Origin of the sequence: Blautia sp. OM06-15AC (assembly GCF_003481425.1) — a bacterium.
In the GTDB taxonomy this organism is placed as follows: Bacteria; Bacillota; Clostridia; order Lachnospirales; family Lachnospiraceae; genus Fusicatenibacter; species Fusicatenibacter saccharivorans.
In genome coordinates this window covers 200,990-220,663 of sequence record NZ_QULD01000004.1, presented here as the reverse complement: position 1 = coordinate 220,663, position 19,674 = coordinate 200,990, and the positions used below count along the sequence as shown (strand labels likewise).

At 45.4% G+C, this 19,674-nt stretch carries 15 protein-coding genes; 13 read left to right on the top strand and 2 right to left on the bottom strand.

Annotated features, from left to right (window positions below; all coding sequences use genetic code 11):
- The first annotated feature begins 27 nt into the window (after positions 1–27).
- The 11 genes from DXB83_RS08005 (at position 28) to DXB83_RS07955 (ending at position 10,562) form a co-directional block, all read left to right on the top strand.
- Positions 28–468 carry a GNAT family N-acetyltransferase gene (locus DXB83_RS08005; RefSeq protein ID WP_117510551.1) on the top strand — a complete coding sequence of 147 codons (441 nt, stop codon included), beginning with the start codon at positions 28–30 and terminating at the stop codon, positions 466–468.
- 25 nt (positions 469–493) lie between these two features.
- Positions 494–1,018, top strand: a complete 525-nt coding sequence (locus DXB83_RS08000; RefSeq protein WP_055225836.1) for a GNAT family N-acetyltransferase — start codon at positions 494–496, stop codon at positions 1,016–1,018.
- Between the two features lie 277 nt (positions 1,019–1,295).
- A complete protein-coding gene (locus DXB83_RS07995) occupies positions 1,296–1,784 on the top strand; it encodes a hypothetical protein (RefSeq protein ID WP_117510553.1) in 489 nt (162 codons plus the stop codon).
- A gap of 419 nt (positions 1,785–2,203) precedes the next feature.
- Positions 2,204–4,168, top strand: coding sequence for an ABC-F family ATP-binding cassette domain-containing protein (locus DXB83_RS07990; protein WP_118640507.1), 1,965 nt, complete (start codon positions 2,204–2,206; stop codon positions 4,166–4,168).
- A gap of 460 nt (positions 4,169–4,628) precedes the next feature.
- Positions 4,629–5,630, top strand: coding sequence for a calcium/sodium antiporter (locus DXB83_RS07985; protein WP_117510557.1), 1,002 nt, complete (start codon positions 4,629–4,631; stop codon positions 5,628–5,630).
- A gap of 12 nt (positions 5,631–5,642) precedes the next feature.
- Entirely contained in the window at positions 5,643–6,332 is a 690-nt protein-coding gene (locus DXB83_RS07980; protein WP_118640506.1) for a TMEM165/GDT1 family protein, read from the top strand.
- A gap of 463 nt (positions 6,333–6,795) precedes the next feature.
- Complete coding sequence (locus DXB83_RS07975) at positions 6,796–8,382, top strand: AAA family ATPase (protein WP_117761360.1); 1,587 nt, start codon at positions 6,796–6,798, stop codon at positions 8,380–8,382.
- Positions 8,383–8,420: 38 nt separating this feature from the next.
- Positions 8,421–8,903 carry a prolyl-tRNA synthetase associated domain-containing protein gene (locus DXB83_RS07970; RefSeq protein WP_118595646.1) on the top strand — a complete coding sequence of 161 codons (483 nt, stop codon included), beginning with the start codon at positions 8,421–8,423 and terminating at the stop codon, positions 8,901–8,903.
- Entirely contained in the window at positions 8,872–9,363 is a 492-nt protein-coding gene (locus DXB83_RS07965; protein ID WP_330426809.1) for a hypothetical protein, read from the top strand. Before DXB83_RS07970 ends, DXB83_RS07965 begins: the two co-directional genes overlap by 32 nt.
- Before the next feature lie 85 nt (positions 9,364–9,448).
- Positions 9,449–10,213 (top strand): nucleoside phosphorylase, encoded by a 765-nt coding sequence (locus DXB83_RS07960; RefSeq protein WP_118640505.1) that lies wholly within the window; start codon positions 9,449–9,451, stop codon positions 10,211–10,213.
- 109 nt (positions 10,214–10,322) lie between these two features.
- The gene (locus tag DXB83_RS07955) at positions 10,323–10,562 is read left to right on the top strand and encodes a GNAT family N-acetyltransferase (RefSeq protein WP_242991196.1); all 240 of its coding nucleotides are present in this window, start codon (positions 10,323–10,325) and stop codon (positions 10,560–10,562) included.
- Between the two features lie 107 nt (positions 10,563–10,669).
- On the opposite strand, the gene DXB83_RS07950 is transcribed toward DXB83_RS07955, so the two are convergent.
- Positions 10,670–11,806 carry a glycerate kinase family protein gene (locus tag DXB83_RS07950; protein WP_118640504.1) on the bottom strand — a complete coding sequence of 379 codons (1,137 nt, stop codon included), beginning with the start codon at positions 11,804–11,806 and terminating at the stop codon, positions 10,670–10,672.
- Complete coding sequence (locus DXB83_RS07945; protein ID WP_118640503.1) at positions 11,806–13,404, bottom strand: AAA family ATPase; 1,599 nt, start codon at positions 13,402–13,404, stop codon at positions 11,806–11,808. Before DXB83_RS07945 ends, DXB83_RS07950 begins: the two co-directional genes overlap by 1 nt.
- Positions 13,405–13,894: 490 nt before the next feature.
- Between DXB83_RS07945 and ileS the strand changes: the two genes are divergently transcribed.
- Entirely contained in the window at positions 13,895–17,014 is a 3,120-nt protein-coding gene (gene ileS, locus DXB83_RS07940) for an isoleucine--tRNA ligase (protein ID WP_117761356.1), read from the top strand.
- Positions 17,015–17,122: 108 nt separating this feature from the next.
- Positions 17,123–19,585 carry a glycogen/starch/alpha-glucan phosphorylase gene (locus tag DXB83_RS07935; RefSeq protein ID WP_117805114.1) on the top strand — a complete coding sequence of 821 codons (2,463 nt, stop codon included), beginning with the start codon at positions 17,123–17,125 and terminating at the stop codon, positions 19,583–19,585.
- Positions 19,586–19,674: the final 89 nt, after the last annotated feature.

Here is a 19,674-nt window from a genome sequence, read left to right as displayed (position 1 = left end):
GATCAAAAAACAAGGAGCCAAACCAAAATGACCGAACGAATCATAGACAATGAACTCCGGCTGATCCCATATTACAGGAATGACGAGGCCTCTCTTCCGTGGTATCAGGATCTGGACGTGTGTAGGCAGGTGGACAACCGGGAGAAGCCGTATGATGTGGAGCTGTTGCATCGGATGTATGATTATCTTACCGCGCACGGTGACTGCTATTATATAGAATATAAGGGCGTGCTGGTGGGAGATGTTTCGCTGAGAGAGAATAGTGAAATCGCTGTCGTTGTCTGTAAAGAATACCAGAATCAGCATATTGGAAGACGGTGCGTTCTGGAGATGCTGAAGCTTGCAAGAGAAAAGGGAATGGAGCGGGTAAAAGCCAATATTTATTCTTTTAATGGACAAAGCCAGCGCATGTTCCAGTCGGTCGGATTTGAGAAAACGGCGGAGGAATGGTATGAGTCTAAGCTGTAAGTGATTGCAGAGAAAGAGAGAAGAAATGAACATAAAATACAATCAGCTGTGCATTAGAAATGCCGAAAAGAAAGATTGTGAACAATTAGCCGTCTGGTGGAACGATGGAACCGTCATGGCCCACGCCGGATTTCCAAACGGGCTTGGGACAAGCGCAGCGGAAATTGAAAAACAGATTGCCGACGACAGCGATGAAACAAGACGAAGACTCATCATAGAATACAACGATGTGCGAATCGGCGAAATGAGTTTCTATGTATTCGAAAATCATCGATATGAAATCGGAATCAAAATCTGCGAATCCGATTACCAGGAAAAAGGCATTGGAAGAGTTGTACTGAGCATGCTCATAGAAGAATTGTTCCGCATGGGAGCCAACGTTATTTTTCTTGATACCAACCTCAAAAACACAAGAGCACAGCATGTCTACGAGAAACTCGGCTTCCGCAAAACCGCAGTCCATTACAATTCCTGGAAAAATCAGCTGGGGGAAATGGAATCTTCTGTCGACTATGAGCTGACGGCGGATGAGTTTTGCAATCTGAAATAGAAATTGTAAAATAAATGAGGGACGAGTGTAAAGAAAGTTCGATGGGAGAAAGAAGTATGGTATCTTTGACATTGTCTAAAAAAGAAATGGGTTTTCACTGGGTAAGGTTTATGCCTGACAGGACTTGCTCGTTTCTTTTTTTGCTTTATAAACGATTATAATTTATCCATTGCGGCAGTGTTAATGTAAAAACAGCAAGTCCTCTTGACAATGTGATTAGCCTGAACTAACATGAAGCTATAAGAAACATAAACGGTAGTCTGAGGAGGAATGTGAGATGCTGTTGTTGCAAAACATATTATACTGTCTTCTGTTTATTCTGATGGTAAAGTGTCTGGTAAGAAATGATGGAATGAACTGTGTTTATTTTTATCCAAAGGAATATATAGAAGAAGCCGATAAACGTGGACTGATCGACAAAGATGCGGTCATGAAAAAAGGAAAGCAGGTTATGATTCCATTTTGCATCATTTTGTTCGTGGTGCTGATCGCGATCATTTTTGTCTGGAATAAAGTCACCGATTTCAAGACGGCATATCTCCAATCCTACCTCTTCCTTGTGGTGATGAACTGGTTCGACGGAATTATGCTTGACCGGGTGTGGGTTGGACACAGTAAAATATGGGAGATCAAAGGAATGGAAGGGATTCCGTACATAAAACCATGGAAAACCGTGCTGACAAAACGAGGCCTGGCGACGATTCTGTATCTGATCATTGCACTTGTGACAGCTGGGATTGTAGTGCTGGTTGGGAAAATCTGTTAAGAGACAGCATTGAAAAAAAGAGAAGAATATTATATACTACTCATGAGTAGTATTTTTGCGTAAGGGACTTTCGGAATATATAGGAAGTTAAATATCTCTGTTTTACTGGAGCAAATCAGTAAAACAGAGATATTTTTATGCCGCAGGCGTACCAAATTTGATTCGAAAAATTTTTGGCATTGAGAACGAAGGGCGGAGACGGTATAATGGAAGCAGAATTTTAACATCAGTAGACAAGAAGTCCCCCGCTTCTAAAGCGGTGGGATGAATTGTTAAAAGAAACATAACAGCAGTGGCGGGCGGAGAGAAATCGGTATCCTCCACTGACATGAGGTAGGTCACAGTCGAACTATTTTCGACATGTCAGACTCCGTGAAAATACCGACTGTGAGGTTCACACAACAGAAAAGGTATAAAACATGAGATATCAGATCAGAAATGCAAAAGTACAGTTTGGCGCGGATACGATTTTAAACAGTGTGAATTTCGAAATTCACGATACAGAAAAAATTGCAATTGTCGGTAGAAACGGCTGTGGAAAAACGACGCTGCTGCGGCTGATTGCCGGGGATATTGAGATGAGTAATCTGGACAGCGACGAGACCTGCGGGATTACAATGAGCGGAAAACAGAACATCGGTTTTCTGCGCCAGATTAATTTTACCGATGGAGATGTGCCGGTAAAAGAGGAGCTGGAGAAGGCTTTCTCAGAAGTCTTTGCGTGCGAGGCACGAAAAAAGGAAATCGAAAAGCTGCTCGCCGAGACGGAAGATCACAAAAAGCTGCTGGCGGAGTACGATTTTCTGGAGCGGAGAATCGAGAGTCTGCACGGGTACAGCTGGAAAAAAGATATGGAAACGATGTTCCAGAAATTTGGTTTTGCGCTCGAAGATCTGGAAAAACCGATCGGTGAATTTTCGGGCGGACAGCAGACAAAAATTGCCCTAATTCAGCTCCTCTTACAGCGCCCGGACATCCTGCTTCTGGACGAGCCGACCAACCACCTCGACATCGCTGCAGTGGAGTGGTTGGAAAATTATCTGAAAAGCTACGAAAATGCCGTTATCATTGTATCACATGACCGCATGTTTCTGGACCGCGTGATTGATGTGACGTATGAAATCGAATACGGTGACATCAAACGGTATCCGGGAAATTATTCGGCATTTGTGAAACAAAAAGAAGAAGCACAGATCAAACAGGAAAAAGACTATGAAGCGCAGCAGAAGGAAATCGAGCGTCTGACGGCGTGGATTGAAAAATGGAAAAACACACCGACAAAAGTTGCGGCCACCCGTTCGAAACGAATGGCGATCGAGCACATGGTAAAAATTGAGAAACCGCGGCGGTTTGACACGAGGACATTCCACGCCTTATTCCATCCGGTACGCGAAAGCTATACGGATGTGCTCACGATGAAGAAACTGAAAATCGGATACGATACCGTCCTGAGCGAGGTTTCGGCCGTCATCAAAAAAGCAGAACGGATTGTGATCATCGGAGAAAACGGAAAAGGAAAATCGACGCTTCTGAAAACCGTTGTGGGCGAAATCAATCCACTGGGCGGAAGTTATCAATTTGGAAACCGCGTGGATTTTGCCTACTTCGATCAGCACAAAGCAGTCAACCAGAAATTCGACCCGGAGCAGACGGTGCTCGACTATTTCTGGAGTCTTTATCCGAACCTGCTTCGCAACGATGTCCGAAGCGCACTGGGAGCCTTTCTGTTTTCCGGTGAGGATGTCGAAAAGAAAATGGGGCAGCTCTCCGGCGGTGAAAAAGTGCGGCTGGAGCTCTGCCGGATTTTCTATACGAAACCGAATTTCCTGATCCTGGACGAGCCGACGAATCACATGGATCTGGCGGGAAAAGAAGCGCTGGAAAAAATGCTGACCAGCTACGAGGGAACCGTTTTGTTCGTATCGCACGACCGTTATTTCATCAACCAGGTGGCAACCGGTATTCTGGAGTTCGGCGAGAGCGACGTACAATTTTACGAAATGAATTATGCACAGTATCTCGAAGAAATCAAACGGCAGACGCCGGGCAGAGAAACGGGAAATGCGGGAGGAGCTGTACGAAAACCGGCCGACGTTCCGACGCTGGATGATGTGTTTGACAAAAAGAAATATTATAACCCGGGAAAAATTCTGTCCCGCTTAAAACGGCAGCTCGAAAAATACGAGGAGCAGCTTGCGGAGAGTGAGAGCAGAATGTCAGAACTTCAACTGGAAATGATGGACCCGGAACTTTCCGCAGATTACGAACGGCTGATGGAGCTTCAGACGAAAATAGACGAAGAAAATCAGACACAGGAATCCCTGCTGGAACGCATGATGGAAACGGAACTGGAACTCGAAGAGATGGAAACACAGGACGAATAGAGAGGTGAGTACCATAGAAAAGATAGATCAGTCTAAAAATGGACTATCATGAAAATGAAGTTTTTCTCGTTTTAGGATATTCGGTTTGTTATATTTTGTAAAGTATTCTGCACCCATGACTGGTATGCATTCGTAAGCGGGGCTGAAATCTTTCGGATAAAAAAGTCAAATTTTGTTGACAACCCCGAAGACATTTGATAGTATTTATCAAGTAATGTAATATTCCATGAGGGAGTAGTTAGCACGAATGTGTGATTTGTCAACATTCTGATTATAAGAAAAGAGTATAATCTGGCAAATCTTAAATAATGAGACTCATGTATATCGATGAATCACCGGTGTATCGCATATCGGATGTTCCTTGATATACATGAGTCTTTTTTTGCGGATAATGAGTAAAACCTGCTTCTGTTAACGATACTATTTTGGAATATATGCTTGGAAAACAAAGGAGGAAAACATGGAAAATTTCATCAACAACGCCCCGTTTGCTCTTGTGCTTGTCTGTCTCGTCATCGGTTTTGTCCTGCTGATCAAAGGTGCGGACTTTTTCGTAGAAGGAAGCTCAAGCGCAGCAAAGAGACTGCACGTTCCGTCGATCATCATCGGACTGACCATTGTTGCCATGGGAACATCACTTCCGGAGACCGCGGTCAGTGTATCAGCTTCACTTACCGGCAACAACGAGCTTGCCGTCAGTAATGTCATTGGTTCCAATATCTTTAACCTGATGGTTGTCATCGGTGTCTGTGCCGTACTGACTACTGTAGAAGTTGCAAAGGAAACCATCAAAAGAGACATCCCGCTGTCCCTGATCTGCGCCGGACTTTTAATGGTTTTGGGGATTAGCGGACTCGGCGATAAATCCGGTATGATGCTCGGTCACCTGGACGGCGTGATCTTAATTGGTTTTTTCGCAGGCTATATTGTCTACATGGTTCAGATTGCGTTAAAGGCAAACAGGGAAGGAAAAAAAGTCGAAATTGAAGGCGGTTCCGATGAGGATATCAAACTGCTTTCCGTTCCGAAGAGTATCGTGTTCATCGTCGGCGGAGCAGTCGCCATTGCAGTCGGCGGAGATGTGACCGTAGATGCCGCAGCGAGAATCGCAGGCGATCTCGGAATGAGCCAGACTCTGATCGGATTGACCATTGTTTCCATCGGAACTTCCCTTCCGGAACTCGTAACTTCTATCGTTGCTGCGAGAAAGAATGAAGTTGATATGGCACTTGGCAACGCGATCGGTTCTAATATCTTCAACATTCTTATGGTACTTGGCATTGCATCCGCAATCAGCCCGATGGCCATCATTACGGAAAATATAATTGATTTGTGTGTATTGATCGTATTCACGGTATGTGTATGGATTTTTGCAGGAACCAAAAAGAAAATCGGAAGAGTCGAAGGTTTCTGTATGGTCGCATTTTATGCCGCATATGCCATTTATATCATTATAAGATAAGGGGAATGGAAAATGGTGTTATTTCTAAAGGTGTTTCTTACCGAGTTCATCGCAGAGATGGGCGATAAGACGCAGCTCATGCTGATTGCGCTTACTTCGAAGTACAAGCTGAAAGACATTATCCTGGGAACCGCAGCCGCGATTCTGGTACTGAATGGAATGGCGGTTCTCGCAGGCGGCCTCGTCAGCGAATTCATTCCGGACTGGCTGATTAAGACGATTGCAGCACTCGCATTTCTTTACTTCGCAGCATCCACCATTTCCGGTGATGATGACGAGGAAGAGGAAGAAGGCGGCAAATCCAAAATTCGGTTCGCACCGCTCGCCGTTTTCTGTACGTTCTTCGTAGCAGAGCTCGGAGACAAAACACAGCTTACCGCAATCACCTTTGGTGCAAATGAAGGTATGGGATCCGCATTCGTTGTATGGATCGGATGTTCTCTCGGACTGTTCGCAGCGGATATTCTCGGAATGCTGGTCGGCTATCTCTTAAAGAGCAAGACACCGGATGGGCTGCTGAATACACTGGCGTTTGTCATCTTTTCAATTTTCGGTGTATACACACTTTACCAGGGACTGAAACTGATCAGCGCAGGCGTCTGTCCACTGCCGGTATGGCCGGTACTGATCGCTGCAACGGCTGTTTTTGTTGTTGTATGTGTCTGTCTTTTTGTGAAAAGAGAGAAGAAAAAAGCAAAATAAAAACTGCGCACCGCATACTCATGATTTTGATGAGAAATGCGGCGCGTATTTTTTATGCGGCAAAATGAAAGTTTACCATTGAAGCATTTATAGGGTATAATATTTTGTAACTATTCAGAGTCCCATCTCGCCATATGAAATTCCAGAAAAATAGCTCATTCATGTAAACATGATTCGCGATTTTTCTTCCATTTCGCATGGCTCTGAATAGTTACAATATTTTCAAATCATTATTTACGAGGATGAAGGATAATAACATGTCTGATTTTAGTATCAACGAAATGCAGGAAATGCAGAAAGCGGGAAAAATGCGGACTGAAAAACAGAAGACCGGAATTGTATGGGATTCTCACAGGAGGACGAAAGTGAAAAACCGGAAGCTGCGTGGGAAAATCCTGTCCTTGTGATAGTCAGAGGGATCAAGTATAATGAGTCATATAAAATGTTGACGGGAGGGATTTGCATGGGAAGTTATCTGAATCCGGGAAATGAAGCATTTGCGGTTGCATTAAATTCTGAGATTTATGTTGATAAAACAGGACTGCTGACTTATACGAATAAAGTCATGAACACTCTGCAGGGATATATCTGCAACAGCCGCCCGCGGCGGTTTGGAAAATCAATTACGGCAAATATGCTCACCGCGTATTACAGCAAGGGCTGCAGTTCGAAAGAAATGTTTTCCGGGCTGGAAATCAGCAGGGCAAAGGATTTTGAAAAACATCTGAATCAGTATGATGTGCTCCACTGGGATATCCAATGGTGTATGGAACCGGCAGGCGGACCGGAGCGGATTGTTTCTTATATCTCAGAAAAAACGATTTCGGAGTTAAAAGAATATTATCCCCATATACTTCCAGAAGAAATCCGGTCACTGCCGGAGGCGCTGTCGCGGATCAACGCGGCATCCGGGACAAAATTTATTGTGATTATAGACGAATGGGATGTTCTGATTCGTGACGAGGCGGCGGATCTCAAAACACAGGAAGAATATATCAATTTTCTGCGGGCGATGTTCAAAGGGACGGAGCCGACAAAATATATTCAACTGGCATATCTGACAGGTATTTTGCCTGTAAAAAAAGAAAAGACACAGTCGGCGCTGAACAATTTCAAAGATTATTCGATGCTGCATGCCGGGCCGATTGCACCATATGTAGGTTTTACAGAAACAGAAGTTCAAAAACTATGTGAAGTATATGGTCAGAAGTTTGAAGAAGTCAAACGATGGTACGACGGTTATCAGATTGGGAAATATCATGTATACAATCCAAATGCCGTTGTGAACCTGATGCTCGAAGGCGAATTCCAGAGCTACTGGTCCGGAACCGCATCCTATGAGGCGATTGTTCCGCTGATCAATATGGATTTTGATGGCCTGAAAAGTGCCGTAATCGAAATGCTTTCAGGAGATCATGTTCCGGTTGATGTTACCTCTTTTCAGAACGATACCGTTAGCTTCGCCAATAAAGACGATGTGCTGACGTATCTGATTCACCTTGGATATCTGGCCTATGACCGGACATTTAGAACTGCTTTTATTCCGAATGAGGAAATCCGTCAGGAATTGATTCTGGCAACGAAAAGGAAAAAATGGAATGAGTTGATTGTATTTCAAAAAGAATCAGAGCAGCTTCTGAAAGATACAATTCAGATGAATGGAAACGCAGTAGCAAAAGAAATTGAAAAAATTCACAGGGAATATACTTCTGTGATTCAGTATAACAATGAAAACTCACTCAGCAGTGTTCTGTCCATTGCCTATTTGAGTTCCATGCAATACTATTTCAAACCAATCCGCGAATTTCCCGCGGGTCGTGGATTTGCAGACTTTGTGTTTATTCCAAAGCCGGAGTTTCAGAATTATTACCCGGCGCTTGTTGTGGAACTGAAATGGGACAAAAGCGTCAGAGCAGCATTAGATCAGATCAGAGACAGAAAATATCCGGAGTCTGTTGCATGCTATGCAGGGGAGCTTTTGCTGGTGGGAATTAACTACAATGAAAAAACAAAAGAACATGAATGCCGGATTGAAAAGTATGAAAAATAAGGGCATATTTCAATTTCAGTTTACAGAGATAAAAGAGTATGGATAAGATAGAGATATATCATTATTTAAAAAGGCAAAATATAGCGTATGAAATTACGGAACATAAGGCAGTTTTCAATATGGAAGAAGCAGATGCTGTTGATTTGCCATATCCAGAGTGGGGCGCTAAAAATTTATTTGTTCGCGACGATAAAAAACGTAATTATTATTTGATAACGATGAAAGGGAACAAGCGAGTAGATTTGAAAGCGTTTCGCAGGCAACGTGGTCTGCGTGCACTTTCTTTTGCATCTGCGGAGGAATTATTTGATATTATGAAACTGATACCCGGTGCCGTTACGCCGCTTGGTATTCTAAACGATGCCGAACACAGAGTTCAAGTCTTCATGGACGTGGAATTTGTCGGAAATAAAATTGGTGTTCATCCAAATGATAATACAGCAACCGTTTGGATGCAGGCTGATGATTTAATGAAAATAATTCAGAAGCATGGAAATACTGTGGAATACGCATGTATATAATCGAAAGGTATTGCTGAAAAGTCTGAAAAAAGAAAAGTTCACAAACAAAAATGGTTCTTATTCTGCACTAAATATATTTACCGAGTATTCCATGACAGATCCCGGTGATCTGGCGGAATATTTTGGCTTCACAGAGCAGGAGATATCTGCCCTCTGTGAAAAATATGAGATGAGTTTTGAAGAAGCAAAAACGTGGTACGATGGTTATCAGTTGATTACGCATCGGCAGACTGGAGACGAAATTTATTCCATGTATAGCCCGAAATCTGTGGTAGAAGCCATGCTGCGCCACAAATTCGGAACCTATTGGAACCAGACGGAAACGTATGAGGCCTTAAAAATTTATATTCAAATGGATATGGATGGCCTGAAAGATTCTGTGGTTCGAATGCTTGCCGGTATCAATTATAATAAAAAAACGAAGAAACATGAATGTGTTATTGAAGTAATGCAAAAATAAAAACGGAAGTCTCATGTCTGCGCAGTAAGGGTGGTGGATATGGGACTTTTTGGTAAAGATAAATAAAATTTATGGAGGAAACAGAATGATTATTGATTCTTATGATATCAACAGCGAGCCGATTGTAAAGCTGGAGAATTTTTATGGGGAGAAGCAGCATCTGGTAAAAAAATGTATGGTAATTTTTTCAAAAGTAATATATGAATACATGCTTGAAAAATTCCCATGCCGACAGATTGCAGAAGTAAGAGCATGCAATGGAAATATACCGGTTTGGACTCTGCCATATGAGGAAGAAACGATTGCTTTCTACCTGACACCAATTGGTTCCGCTCTTGCAGCCGGAATGATTGCCGAAGTCAATCATTTAACAGGAGCATCCGTCTTTATCATGTTTGGCTCGTGCGGCAGTCTGGACAAAGAAGCAACCGATGGAAAGTTTATTCTCCCAACGGAGGCATACCGGGGAGAAGGACTGTCCTATTATTTTGCAGAACCGCAGGACTACATAAAAATAAAAAACACGGACAAACTGGCGGAATTTTTCAAAGAAAGGAAACTGCCATACGTTCAGGGGCGCGTATGGACGACAGACAGTATGCTTCGGGAAACGGTAAATCTTGTAAGAAAACGAAAAGAAGAAGGATGCATTGCCGTGGAAATGGAACTCGCAGGCGTTCAGGCGATCAGTGATTTTTATGGATTTGAACTGTATGATTTTCTTGTTGCGGGAGATGTGCTGATCGAAGGAAACTATGAAACGGATGGATTATCTGCCGCTAACCACGATCTGGACAAGCTGTTTCTGGCGCTGCAGATAGCAAAAAACATGAGGATAGAGGGACGGTAAAATGAAATATAAAGAAAACATAATTTTGAAAAATGGGCAGGATTGCATAATACGAAATGTTCTGTATGAAGATGGGTCGAGATGTCGGATTTGTATGTAGTAACACATAGTGAGTCCGATTATCGGAACCGAAATCTGTAAACTATACGTAGATCCATGTCTGCAGAACAACGGGGTCGGCCACGCGCTGATTACCTTTGTAATTGAAAAGTTTGACGCAGACCATCTATGGGCATTGGAGAAAAATACGCGTGCCATTGCGTTTTACAACCGCCACGGATTTCGGTGGGCAGGAACGAAACAGCTGGAAGCAGGAACGACAGAATATCTGCTGGAATTAAGACGATGAGAGCGCGGCGTGCTTTCTGTCCTTCCTGCAAAAATTAAAGCAGGAGAAAACGGTCTTGTGTTTTAACCGAATCAAGCAAGTAGCGAAGCGGATTGCGAATATCCGCTTTACTGAAGCAAAAATAGCCGAAAAGCCTGTTCTACCGTATCGGCCATATTTTCTGCCGCATTTTTCACATCCATAGCTTCTTCGAGTGAAACGACGCTCCGCATAATAGGGAAAAAGGCATCAATTCCGGCGGCGTTGCATGTGGATGCATCTTTTGTAACACAGCCTGAGAACGCAAGGACAGGTTTGCCGTATTCTTTTGACAGTTTTGCAACTCCAATCGGCGCTTTTCCCATCACGGTTTGCCCATCGAGCTGTCCCTCACCGGTGATGACAAGATCAGCGTCTCTCACATCATCACGAAGTCGGGTTTCATCCAGTATGATCTGAATGCCGGGTTCCAGTGAAGCAGAAAGAAACGTCTGAAAAGCAAATCCAAGTCCGCCCGCAGCACCCGTTCCGGGAAATTCCGCGTCAACGTTCAGGAATGTTTTCCGGCAGAGCGCGGCGTAGGAGGCAAGCAATGTGTCCATACGTTTGATCATGACAGCATCCGCGCCCTTCTGCGGTCCGAAAACGGCGCTGCAGCCGTTGGAACCGCAGAGCGGATTCGTTACATCGCAGGCAATACGGAAGGTGCATTCCGAAAGTTCCGGCAGAACGTGATCTGCCGTAATCGCGGTAAGAGATTCCAGTCCGACAGCACCAAAAGGAACCTGTTTTCCTTCTGCATCGAGCAGTCCGAAACCGAGTGCCTGTAGCATACCAATACCGCCGTCATTTGTGGCACTTCCGCCGATTCCAATGATAAAGCGGTGGCAGCCATTGCGGATGGCATCGCAGATAACCTCACCGACACCGTACGTTGTGGTGTACAGCGGATTTTTCTCATCGCCGTGTACCTGCGTAATACCGGCAGCCCCCGACATCTCGATAATGGCGGTCTGCGTCCGGTCGATGATGCCATACGGGCAGATAACCTGCTTTCCGGCAGGACCGGTCACCGAAACGGAGACAAGCCGTCCGCCAAGACCTTCGGTCAGTGCCTGAACGGTACCTTCACCGCCATCGGCAAGCGGGCGCACAACCGTCTCCACCTTCGGATCGACACGATAAATCCCGGTGGCGGCCGCTGTTCCAGCCTGCAGAGAGGAAAGGCTTCCTTTAAAAGAATCAATTGCAATCACAACTTTCATCATTTTTCTCCTGATTTCAAATATTTTTCAATCCGACACTCATGCACCTTCGTCTTCTTATCATAATTAACACCAACCAGCAGAATATCCCCTGTATAAGATGCAATGGAAGCCGGGTAATGCTGTCTTTTAATCTGATCCAGTGCCGTTTTCGCATTCTTGTTCCATTTCAGTTCTACTACAAGCGCCGGAAAATCGTATCGGTATTCCGGCTTTGGCAGAAAGACAAAATCGGAAAAACCGCGCCCGGTCGGAAGTTCACGAGTGGGTTTGAAGTAATATTGCATCGTACTTAAATAAGCAATCGTGAGGACACAACTGAGCGAATTTTCATTATGATACTGAATCACGGAAGTATATTCCTCATGGACCTTTTCAATTCCGGCAGCGACAGCATTTTCATCCATATCGAGCGTAGCATCTAAAAGATCCGCAGATTCCTGCTGGAAAGCGAAAAGTTCATTCCAATGATTGGAAGTCACCGCAGTCAGAAACTCCCGGCGGATTTCTTCGTTGGGAATATATGCCATCTGTGTCTGCTGATTGTAGGCAAGATAGCCCAAATGAATCAGCAGCGTCAGAACATCATCTTTATTTACAAAGCTGACCATGTCATTTTTAAAAGAGGTAACCATGACAGGAACTGCGGCGCCGGAGAGCATCTCCAGAATTGCTGTTTTCAATCCGTCAAAATCCATATTGATAAAAGGAACCATCGAGTCGTATGTGCTCGTCTCCGACCAATAGCTTTGGAATGTCCCATCCAGAAGCAGACTTGTTACCGCGTTTGGATTGTATACATGGTAATTTCCAAGCAGATAGCCGTCGTACCATCGTCTGACTTCCTCAAAATTTTGTCCGTATTTCTGACAGAGAGCGGAAACTTCATCTTCTGTGAATCCAATATAGGAAGCCAGCGGGCCTGGATTCAGCATGGAATACTGATGAAAATTATTTAAGGCAGACTGCGTTTTCAATTTTTTGATCGGAAGAATACCCGTGAGAAACGCAAGCTGGATATATTTCGTCGGTTCCGTCCCTTTGAACATTCCACGAAGAAAATTAATGTAATCATCCTGAATTTTCTGGTTGGAGGCCTCATCACGAATCAGGACATCCCATTCATCAATAATAATCACAAATTTCTGTCCGGTCGCCTCTTTGATCCGGGACAGAGCGTCGGGAACGGTGGAAACTTCCGGCGGAAGCTGATCTGCATAGATGGTACGCAGCTCGGCCAGTGTACATTCTGTAATGTAGGCCACAATCTGTTCCGGATCGCTGACATTCGAAAGAAACCACTGGATGTCCAGATGAATCACATCGTACTGGTTCAGATGCTTCTCAAAGTCTGCCGTCTGGCTGATCGCAAGGCCAGAAAACATCTTTCTGGAATCACAGCCCTTGCTGTAATAGGCCGCCAGCATATTTGCAGCAAATGATTTTCCAAACCGCCGCGGGCGGCTGTTGCAGATATAGCCCTGCATGGTGTCCAGAACTTTGTTGGTATACGATAAAAGTCCTGTTTTGTCCACATAGATTTCGGAATTGAGAGCAACCTGAAATGCACTGTTGTCCGGATTCACAAATCTTCCCATGATTTCACTTCCCTTCCGTTTTTTGATTATACCCCGATTTTACCATTCCCCCATCCAAATAGCAACGCACACCCCCGAAAATCCCGTAAAATTGCGGAAAAGAACCGATAAAATGTGCTTTCCACTCTTGACAACGCTTACAGCCCCTAGTTATAATAAGGCATGAAAAACGATGACGAAGACAGTAGTCTGCGCGTGAACGGTCTGTGGAAAGCGAGCCGGGGATGGTGGGAGTCCGGTACAAGTAGCGGCAGGTGAACATCACTTCCAAGTTGCAGTTCTGAATCTGCGTACCCGGCGCATAAAATATAGAAAACCGGAGAGCAGTGGTAAGAAGTTGCCGGCCGTTCCCCGTTACAGGAAATGCATATGATAGTATGTAACAGGTGGTTACGATAAGTACAGCTTTCGTCCTATTACAGGGCGGGAGCTTTTTCTTATTTTACGCGAGCAAATCAAACGAGAAACTTAAGTTTCAGGAGGTACAAGCATGTACAAGAAAGTTTCAACCGACATGAACTTTGTCGAGAGAGAAAAACAGGTTGAGAAGTTCTGGGAAGACAATCAGATCTTCGAAAAAAGTATGAAAGTGCGTGAAGGAAATCCGTCCTACGTGTTCTATGACGGACCGCCGACCGCAAACGGAAAACCGCACATCGGCCACGTAGAGACCCGTGTTATCAAGGATATGATCCCGAGATACCGTACCATGAAGGGTTATCAGGTGCCGAGAAAAGCAGGCTGGGATACCCACGGACTGCCGGTAGAGCTGGAAGTTGAGAAAAAGCTCGGTCTGGACGGAAAAGACCAGATCGAAAAATACGGCGTAGAGCCATTTATTGAGCAGTGTAAAGAAAGCGTATGGAAATACGAGGGAATGTGGGAAGACTTCTCCCATACCGTTGGCTTCTGGGCTGATATGAAAAACCCATACGTTACGTATCATAACGACTACATCGAGTCCGAGTGGTGGGCATTAAAAGAGATCTGGAAGAAAGGTCTTCTGTACGAAGGACACAAAATCGTTCCTTACTGCCCGCGCTGCGGTACCCCGCTTTCTTCCCACGAAGTAGCGCAGGGATACAAAGATGTCAAAGAACGTTCAGCCGTTGTCCGCTTTAAAGTAAAAGGCGAGGACGCTTACATCCTGGCATGGACCACCACACCGTGGACCCTTCCGTCCAACGTTGCACTCTGCGTCAACCCGGATGAGGATTATGTAAAAGTAACAAGCAAAGGATATACCTATTATATGGCAGCTGCTCTGGTAGACACCGTTCTCGGTGAGGGCGCTGAAATCCTGGAGCATTATCAGGGTAAAGATCTCGAGTTCAAAGAGTACGAGCCGCTGTTCCCGTACGCTGAGAAGAGAATCGGAAACAAAAAAGCATACTATGTAGTCTGCGATACCTACGTAACACTGACCGATGGTACCGGTGTTGTTCATATCGCACCTGCATTTGGTGAGGACGACTCCAAAGTCGGCCATAGATACGACCTTCCGTTCGTACAGCTCGTAAACGAAAAAGGTGAAATGACCGAGGAAACTCCTTGGGCGGGCACCTTCTGCAAGAAAGCAGATATGGCGGTTCTGCAGGCACTTGAAGACAAAGATCTTCTGTTTGATGCACCGCTGTTTGAGCACAGCTACCCACACTGCTGGAGATGTGATACTCCACTGATCTACTATGCGCGCGAGACCTGGTTCATCCGCATGACTGCAGTAAAAGAGGATCTGATCCGCAACAACAACACCATCAACTGGATTCCGGAGAGCATCGGAAAAGGACGCTTCGGCGACTGGCTGGAAAATGTTCAGGACTGGGGACTTTCCAGAAACCGTTACTGGGGAACTCCGCTTCCGGTATGGCAGTGTGAATGTGGCCATCAGGACTGCATCGGCAGTATCGAAGAACTGAAAGAAAAAGCCGACAACTGCCCGGATGACATTGAGCTTCACCGCCCATACATCGACGCAGTGACCATTAAGTGCCCGAAATGCGGTAAAGAGATGCACCGTGTACCGGAGGTTATCGACTGCTGGTTCGATTCCGGATCCATGCCGTTCGCACAGCATCACTATCCATTCGAGAACAAAGAAATCTTCGAGAAACAGTTCCCGGCACAGTTTATTTCCGAGGCTGTAGACCAGACCCGTGGATGGTTCTACTCCCTGCTTGCAATTTCCACCCTGCTGTTTAACAAAGCACCGTACGAGAACGTTATCGTTCTTGGTCTGGTACAGGATGAGAACGGACAGAAGATGAGTAAATCCAAAGGAAATGCCGTAGATCCGTTCGACGCACTGCAGACTTATGGCGCAGATGCAATCCGCTGGTACTTCTACACCAGCAGCGCTCCGTGGCTGCCGAGCCGTTTCGCAGGCAAGACGGTAGTGGAAGGACAGAGAAAGTTCATGGGAACCCTGTGGAACACCTACGCGTTCTTTGTTCTGTATGCAAACATCGACAACTTCGATGCAACAAAATACAGTCTGGAGTATGACAAGCTGGCTGTTATGGATAAATGGCTGCTGTCCCGTCTGGAATCCACTGTAAAAGCTGTAGACGACAACCTGGCAAATTACCGTATCCCGGAGGCGGCAAAAGCACTGCAGTCCTTCGTGGATGATATGAGTAACTGGTATGTACGCCGTTCCCGTGAACGTTTCTGGGCAAAAGGCATGGAGCAGGATAAGATCAATGCTTACATGACTCTGTACACCGCACTGGTGACCGTTGCAAAAGCAGCAGCTCCGATGATTCCGTTCATGACAGAGGATATTTATCAGAACCTCGTAAAGAGCATCGATGCAAGTGCACCGGAAAGTATCCATCTGTGCGACTTCCCGGAGGTACATGAGAACTGGATCGATCCGAAGATGGAAGAGGATATGGCAGACCTGCTGGAGATCGTCGTTATGGGACGTGCCGCAAGAAACACCGCCAATATCAAAAACCGTCAGCCGATCGGAACCATGTACGTGAAGAGCGAGTTCCAGCTTTCCGAATTCTACAAAGAGATCATCGAGGACGAGCTGAATGTCAAAGAAGTTGTATTTAAAGATGACATCGCAGATTTCATCAGCTACAGCTTCAAACCGCAGATGCGTACCGTAGGACCAAAATACGGAAAACTCCTGAACAAGATCAAAACAACCCTGTCTGAGCTGGATGGAAACAAGGCTATGGCAGAGCTCAAGAGCACCGGCGAACTTAAACTTGACATCGATGGACAGGAAATTGTATTATTAGAGGAGGATTTGTTAATTGACATGGCACAGATGGAAGGCTATGTATCCGAATCCGACCATACAATCACCGTTGTTCTGGATACCAATCTGACTCCGGAACTGATCGAGGAAGGTTTTGTTCGTGAGCTGGTAAGTAAAATCCAGACCATGCGTAAAGAGGCCGGCTTTGAGGTTATGGACAAGATCAGAGTATATGCAAAAGACAACGACAAGATTGTAAGCATCATGAAAAACCATGGTGATGAAATTAAATCTGAAGTTCTGGCAGAAGAAATCGTGACTGGAGAGACAAAGGGCTATGAGAAGGAGTGGAATATCAACTCCGAAAAGGTTACCATGGCAGTAGAGCGTATCTAAGAATACTTCTGGATGCGTTTCCACGACGATCGTTAATATAAAAATCAGCCTGCGAGCGGGGATGCAGACAAGCTCTCCGCTCGCAGACTGCTATTGAGGAGGACGCAGATGTTAAACGCCGAGTTCAACAAAGAAACTTTTAAGAACAGTGTCAAAGAAAACGTAAAAATGCTGTACAGAAAAAATCTGGAAGAGGCTTCCCAGCAGGAAATTTACCAGGCAGTCTGCTACGCAGTAAAAGACGTTATTATTGACAACTGGCTGAAAACCCAGAAAGCAATGGATGAGCAGGATCCGAAGATTCTGTACTATATGTCCATGGAGTTCCTGATGGGACGTGCGCTGGGAAATAACCTGATTAACCTGACTGCATACAAACAGGTACAGGAAGCTCTTGATGAGATGGGACTGAACCTGAACCTTCTGGAGGACCAGGAGAGAGATCCTGCGCTTGGAAACGGCGGTCTTGGCCGTCTGGCAGCATGCTTCCTGGATTCCCTGGCTACACTGGGATATCCGGCATACGGCTGCGGTATCCGTTATAAATACGGTATGTTCAAACAGCAGATCCGCGACGGTTATCAGGTAGAAGTACCGGACAACTGGCTGAAACACGGCTATCCATTCGAGCTGAAACGCCCGGAATACGCAAAAGAAGTAAAATTTGGCGGATACGTAGCACAGGAGTATGATGAGGCTACCGGACGCGTAAACTTCGTACAGAAAGATTACCAGTCTGTAAACGCAATTCCTTACGATATGCCAATCGTAGGATACGACAACGATGTTGTAAACACGCTGACCATCTGGGATGCAGAGGCTATTCAGGACTTCTCCCTGGATTCCTTCGACAAAGGTGATTACCACAAAGCGGTTGAGCAGGAAAACCTTGCAAAAACCATCGTAGAGGTTCTGTATCCGAACGACAACCATTACGAAGGAAAAGAGCTGCGTCTGAAACAGCAGTATTTCTTTATTTCTGCAAGCGTACAGAGAGCAGTTGCAAAATATAAAAAACATCACGATGATATCACAAAGCTGTATGAGAAGGTTACCTTCCAGCTGAACGATACTCACCCGACCGTAGCCGTTCCGGAGCTGATGCGAATCCTCATGGACGTGGAAGGCCTTGGCTGGGATGAGGCATGGGAGATCACCACAAAGACCTGCGCATACACCAACCACACCATCATGGCAGAGGCACTCGAGAAATGGCCGGTTGACCTGTTCTCCAGACTTCTTCCGCGTATCTATCAGATCGTAGAGGAGATCAACCGCCGCTTCCTGATCCAGGTAAGAGAGCAGTACCCGGGTGATGAAGAGAAAGTCCGCCAGATGGCAGTCATCTACGACGGACAGGTTCATATGGCCCGTCTGGCTATCGTAGGCGGCTATTCTGTCAACGGTGTTGCACAGCTTCATACCGAGATTCTGAAAAAACAGACCTTAAAAGACTTCTACGAGATGACTCCGGAGAAGTTCAACAATAAGACGAATGGTATCACACAGCGTCGTTTCCTGCTTCACGGAAACCCGCTCCTGGCTGACTGGGTAACCGAGTACGCCGGAGACGGCTGGATCACCGATCTGCCGAAGATCGAAAAGATCGCTAAGCTGGCAGATGACACCCAGGCACAGAAGGAATTTATGGAAATCAAATATAAAAATAAAGTTCGCCTGGCAAAATACATCAAAGAGCATAACGGCATTGATGTAGATCCGAACTCTATTTTTGACGTTCAGGTAAAGCGTCTGCATGAGTACAAACGCCAGTTTATGAACATTCTTCATATTATGTACCTGTATGACCGTCTGAAAAAGAACCCGGATATGCCGTTCTACCCGAGAACCTTCATCTTCGGAGCAAAAGCATCCGCAGGTTATGAGCGTGCAAAAGCGATCATCAAACTGATCAACTCCGTTGGTGATGTGGTAAACAACGATCCGACCATCAAAGGAAAGATCAAAGTCGTATTTATCGAGGATTATCGTGTCAGCAACGCAGAGCTGATCTTTGCCGCTGCCGATGTTTCCGAGCAGATTTCCACCGCAAGTAAAGAGGCTTCCGGTACCGGTAACATGAAGTTCATGCTGAACGGTGCCCTGACTCTTGGAACCATGGACGGTGCAAACGTAGAGATCGTTGAGAAAGTTGGAAAAGAGAACGCCTTCATCTTCGGACTTTCCGCAGATCAGGTTATCGAATATGAGAACAACTACACCTACGATCCGATGAGCTACTTCATCCACGATCAGGACATCCACAACGTAGTGATGGATCTGATCAGCGGAAGATACTCAAACGGCGACACCATGATGTTCCGTGATCTGTATGACTCTCTGCTCACACCGAAGAATGCTCCGCGCCCGGATATGTACTTTACCCTGGCAGACTTCAAGTCCTATGCGGCAGCACAGGAGCGTGTTGAGGATAAATACAGAAATACTTCTGCATGGGCAAGAAGCGCGATCCTGAATACCGCACACAGCGGCAAATTCACATCCGACCGTACCATCCAGCAGTATGTAGATGATATCTGGCATCTGGACAAGATTACTGTCAGAAAGTAATCAGAATCAAATATAAGTAGTTAGGGGACACCTGCTTTTCCGGGGAAAACCGGAGGGGCGGGTGTTCTTTTTTTGATGCCCGCTGGAAG

Excerpts from the sequence above, each read along its gene's own strand:
- DXB83_RS07985 (WP_117510557.1), top strand. The coding sequence starts at position 4,629 with ATGGAAAATTTCATCAACAACGCCCCGTTTGCTCTTGTGCTTGTCTGT.
- DXB83_RS07995 (WP_117510553.1), top strand. The coding sequence starts at position 1,296 with ATGCTGTTGTTGCAAAACATATTATACTGTCTTCTGTTTATTCTGATG.
- DXB83_RS08000 (WP_055225836.1), top strand. The coding sequence starts at position 494 with ATGAACATAAAATACAATCAGCTGTGCATTAGAAATGCCGAAAAGAAA.
- DXB83_RS07960 (WP_118640505.1), top strand. The coding sequence starts at position 9,449 with ATGATTATTGATTCTTATGATATCAACAGCGAGCCGATTGTAAAGCTG.
- DXB83_RS07935 (WP_117805114.1), top strand. The coding sequence starts at position 17,123 with ATGTTAAACGCCGAGTTCAACAAAGAAACTTTTAAGAACAGTGTCAAA.
- DXB83_RS07945 (WP_118640503.1), bottom strand. The coding sequence starts at position 13,404 with ATGGGAAGATTTGTGAATCCGGACAACAGTGCATTTCAGGTTGCTCTC.
- DXB83_RS07965 (WP_330426809.1), top strand. The coding sequence starts at position 8,872 with ATGGAAATACTGTGGAATACGCATGTATATAATCGAAAGGTATTGCTG.
- DXB83_RS07990 (WP_118640507.1), top strand. The coding sequence starts at position 2,204 with ATGAGATATCAGATCAGAAATGCAAAAGTACAGTTTGGCGCGGATACG.
- DXB83_RS07975 (WP_117761360.1), top strand. The coding sequence starts at position 6,796 with ATGGGAAGTTATCTGAATCCGGGAAATGAAGCATTTGCGGTTGCATTA.
- DXB83_RS07950 (WP_118640504.1), bottom strand. The coding sequence starts at position 11,806 with ATGAAAGTTGTGATTGCAATTGATTCTTTTAAAGGAAGCCTTTCCTCT.
- ileS (WP_117761356.1), top strand. The coding sequence starts at position 13,895 with ATGTACAAGAAAGTTTCAACCGACATGAACTTTGTCGAGAGAGAAAAA.
- DXB83_RS07970 (WP_118595646.1), top strand. The coding sequence starts at position 8,421 with ATGGATAAGATAGAGATATATCATTATTTAAAAAGGCAAAATATAGCG.
- DXB83_RS07980 (WP_118640506.1), top strand. The coding sequence starts at position 5,643 with ATGGTGTTATTTCTAAAGGTGTTTCTTACCGAGTTCATCGCAGAGATG.
- DXB83_RS08005 (WP_117510551.1), top strand. The coding sequence starts at position 28 with ATGACCGAACGAATCATAGACAATGAACTCCGGCTGATCCCATATTAC.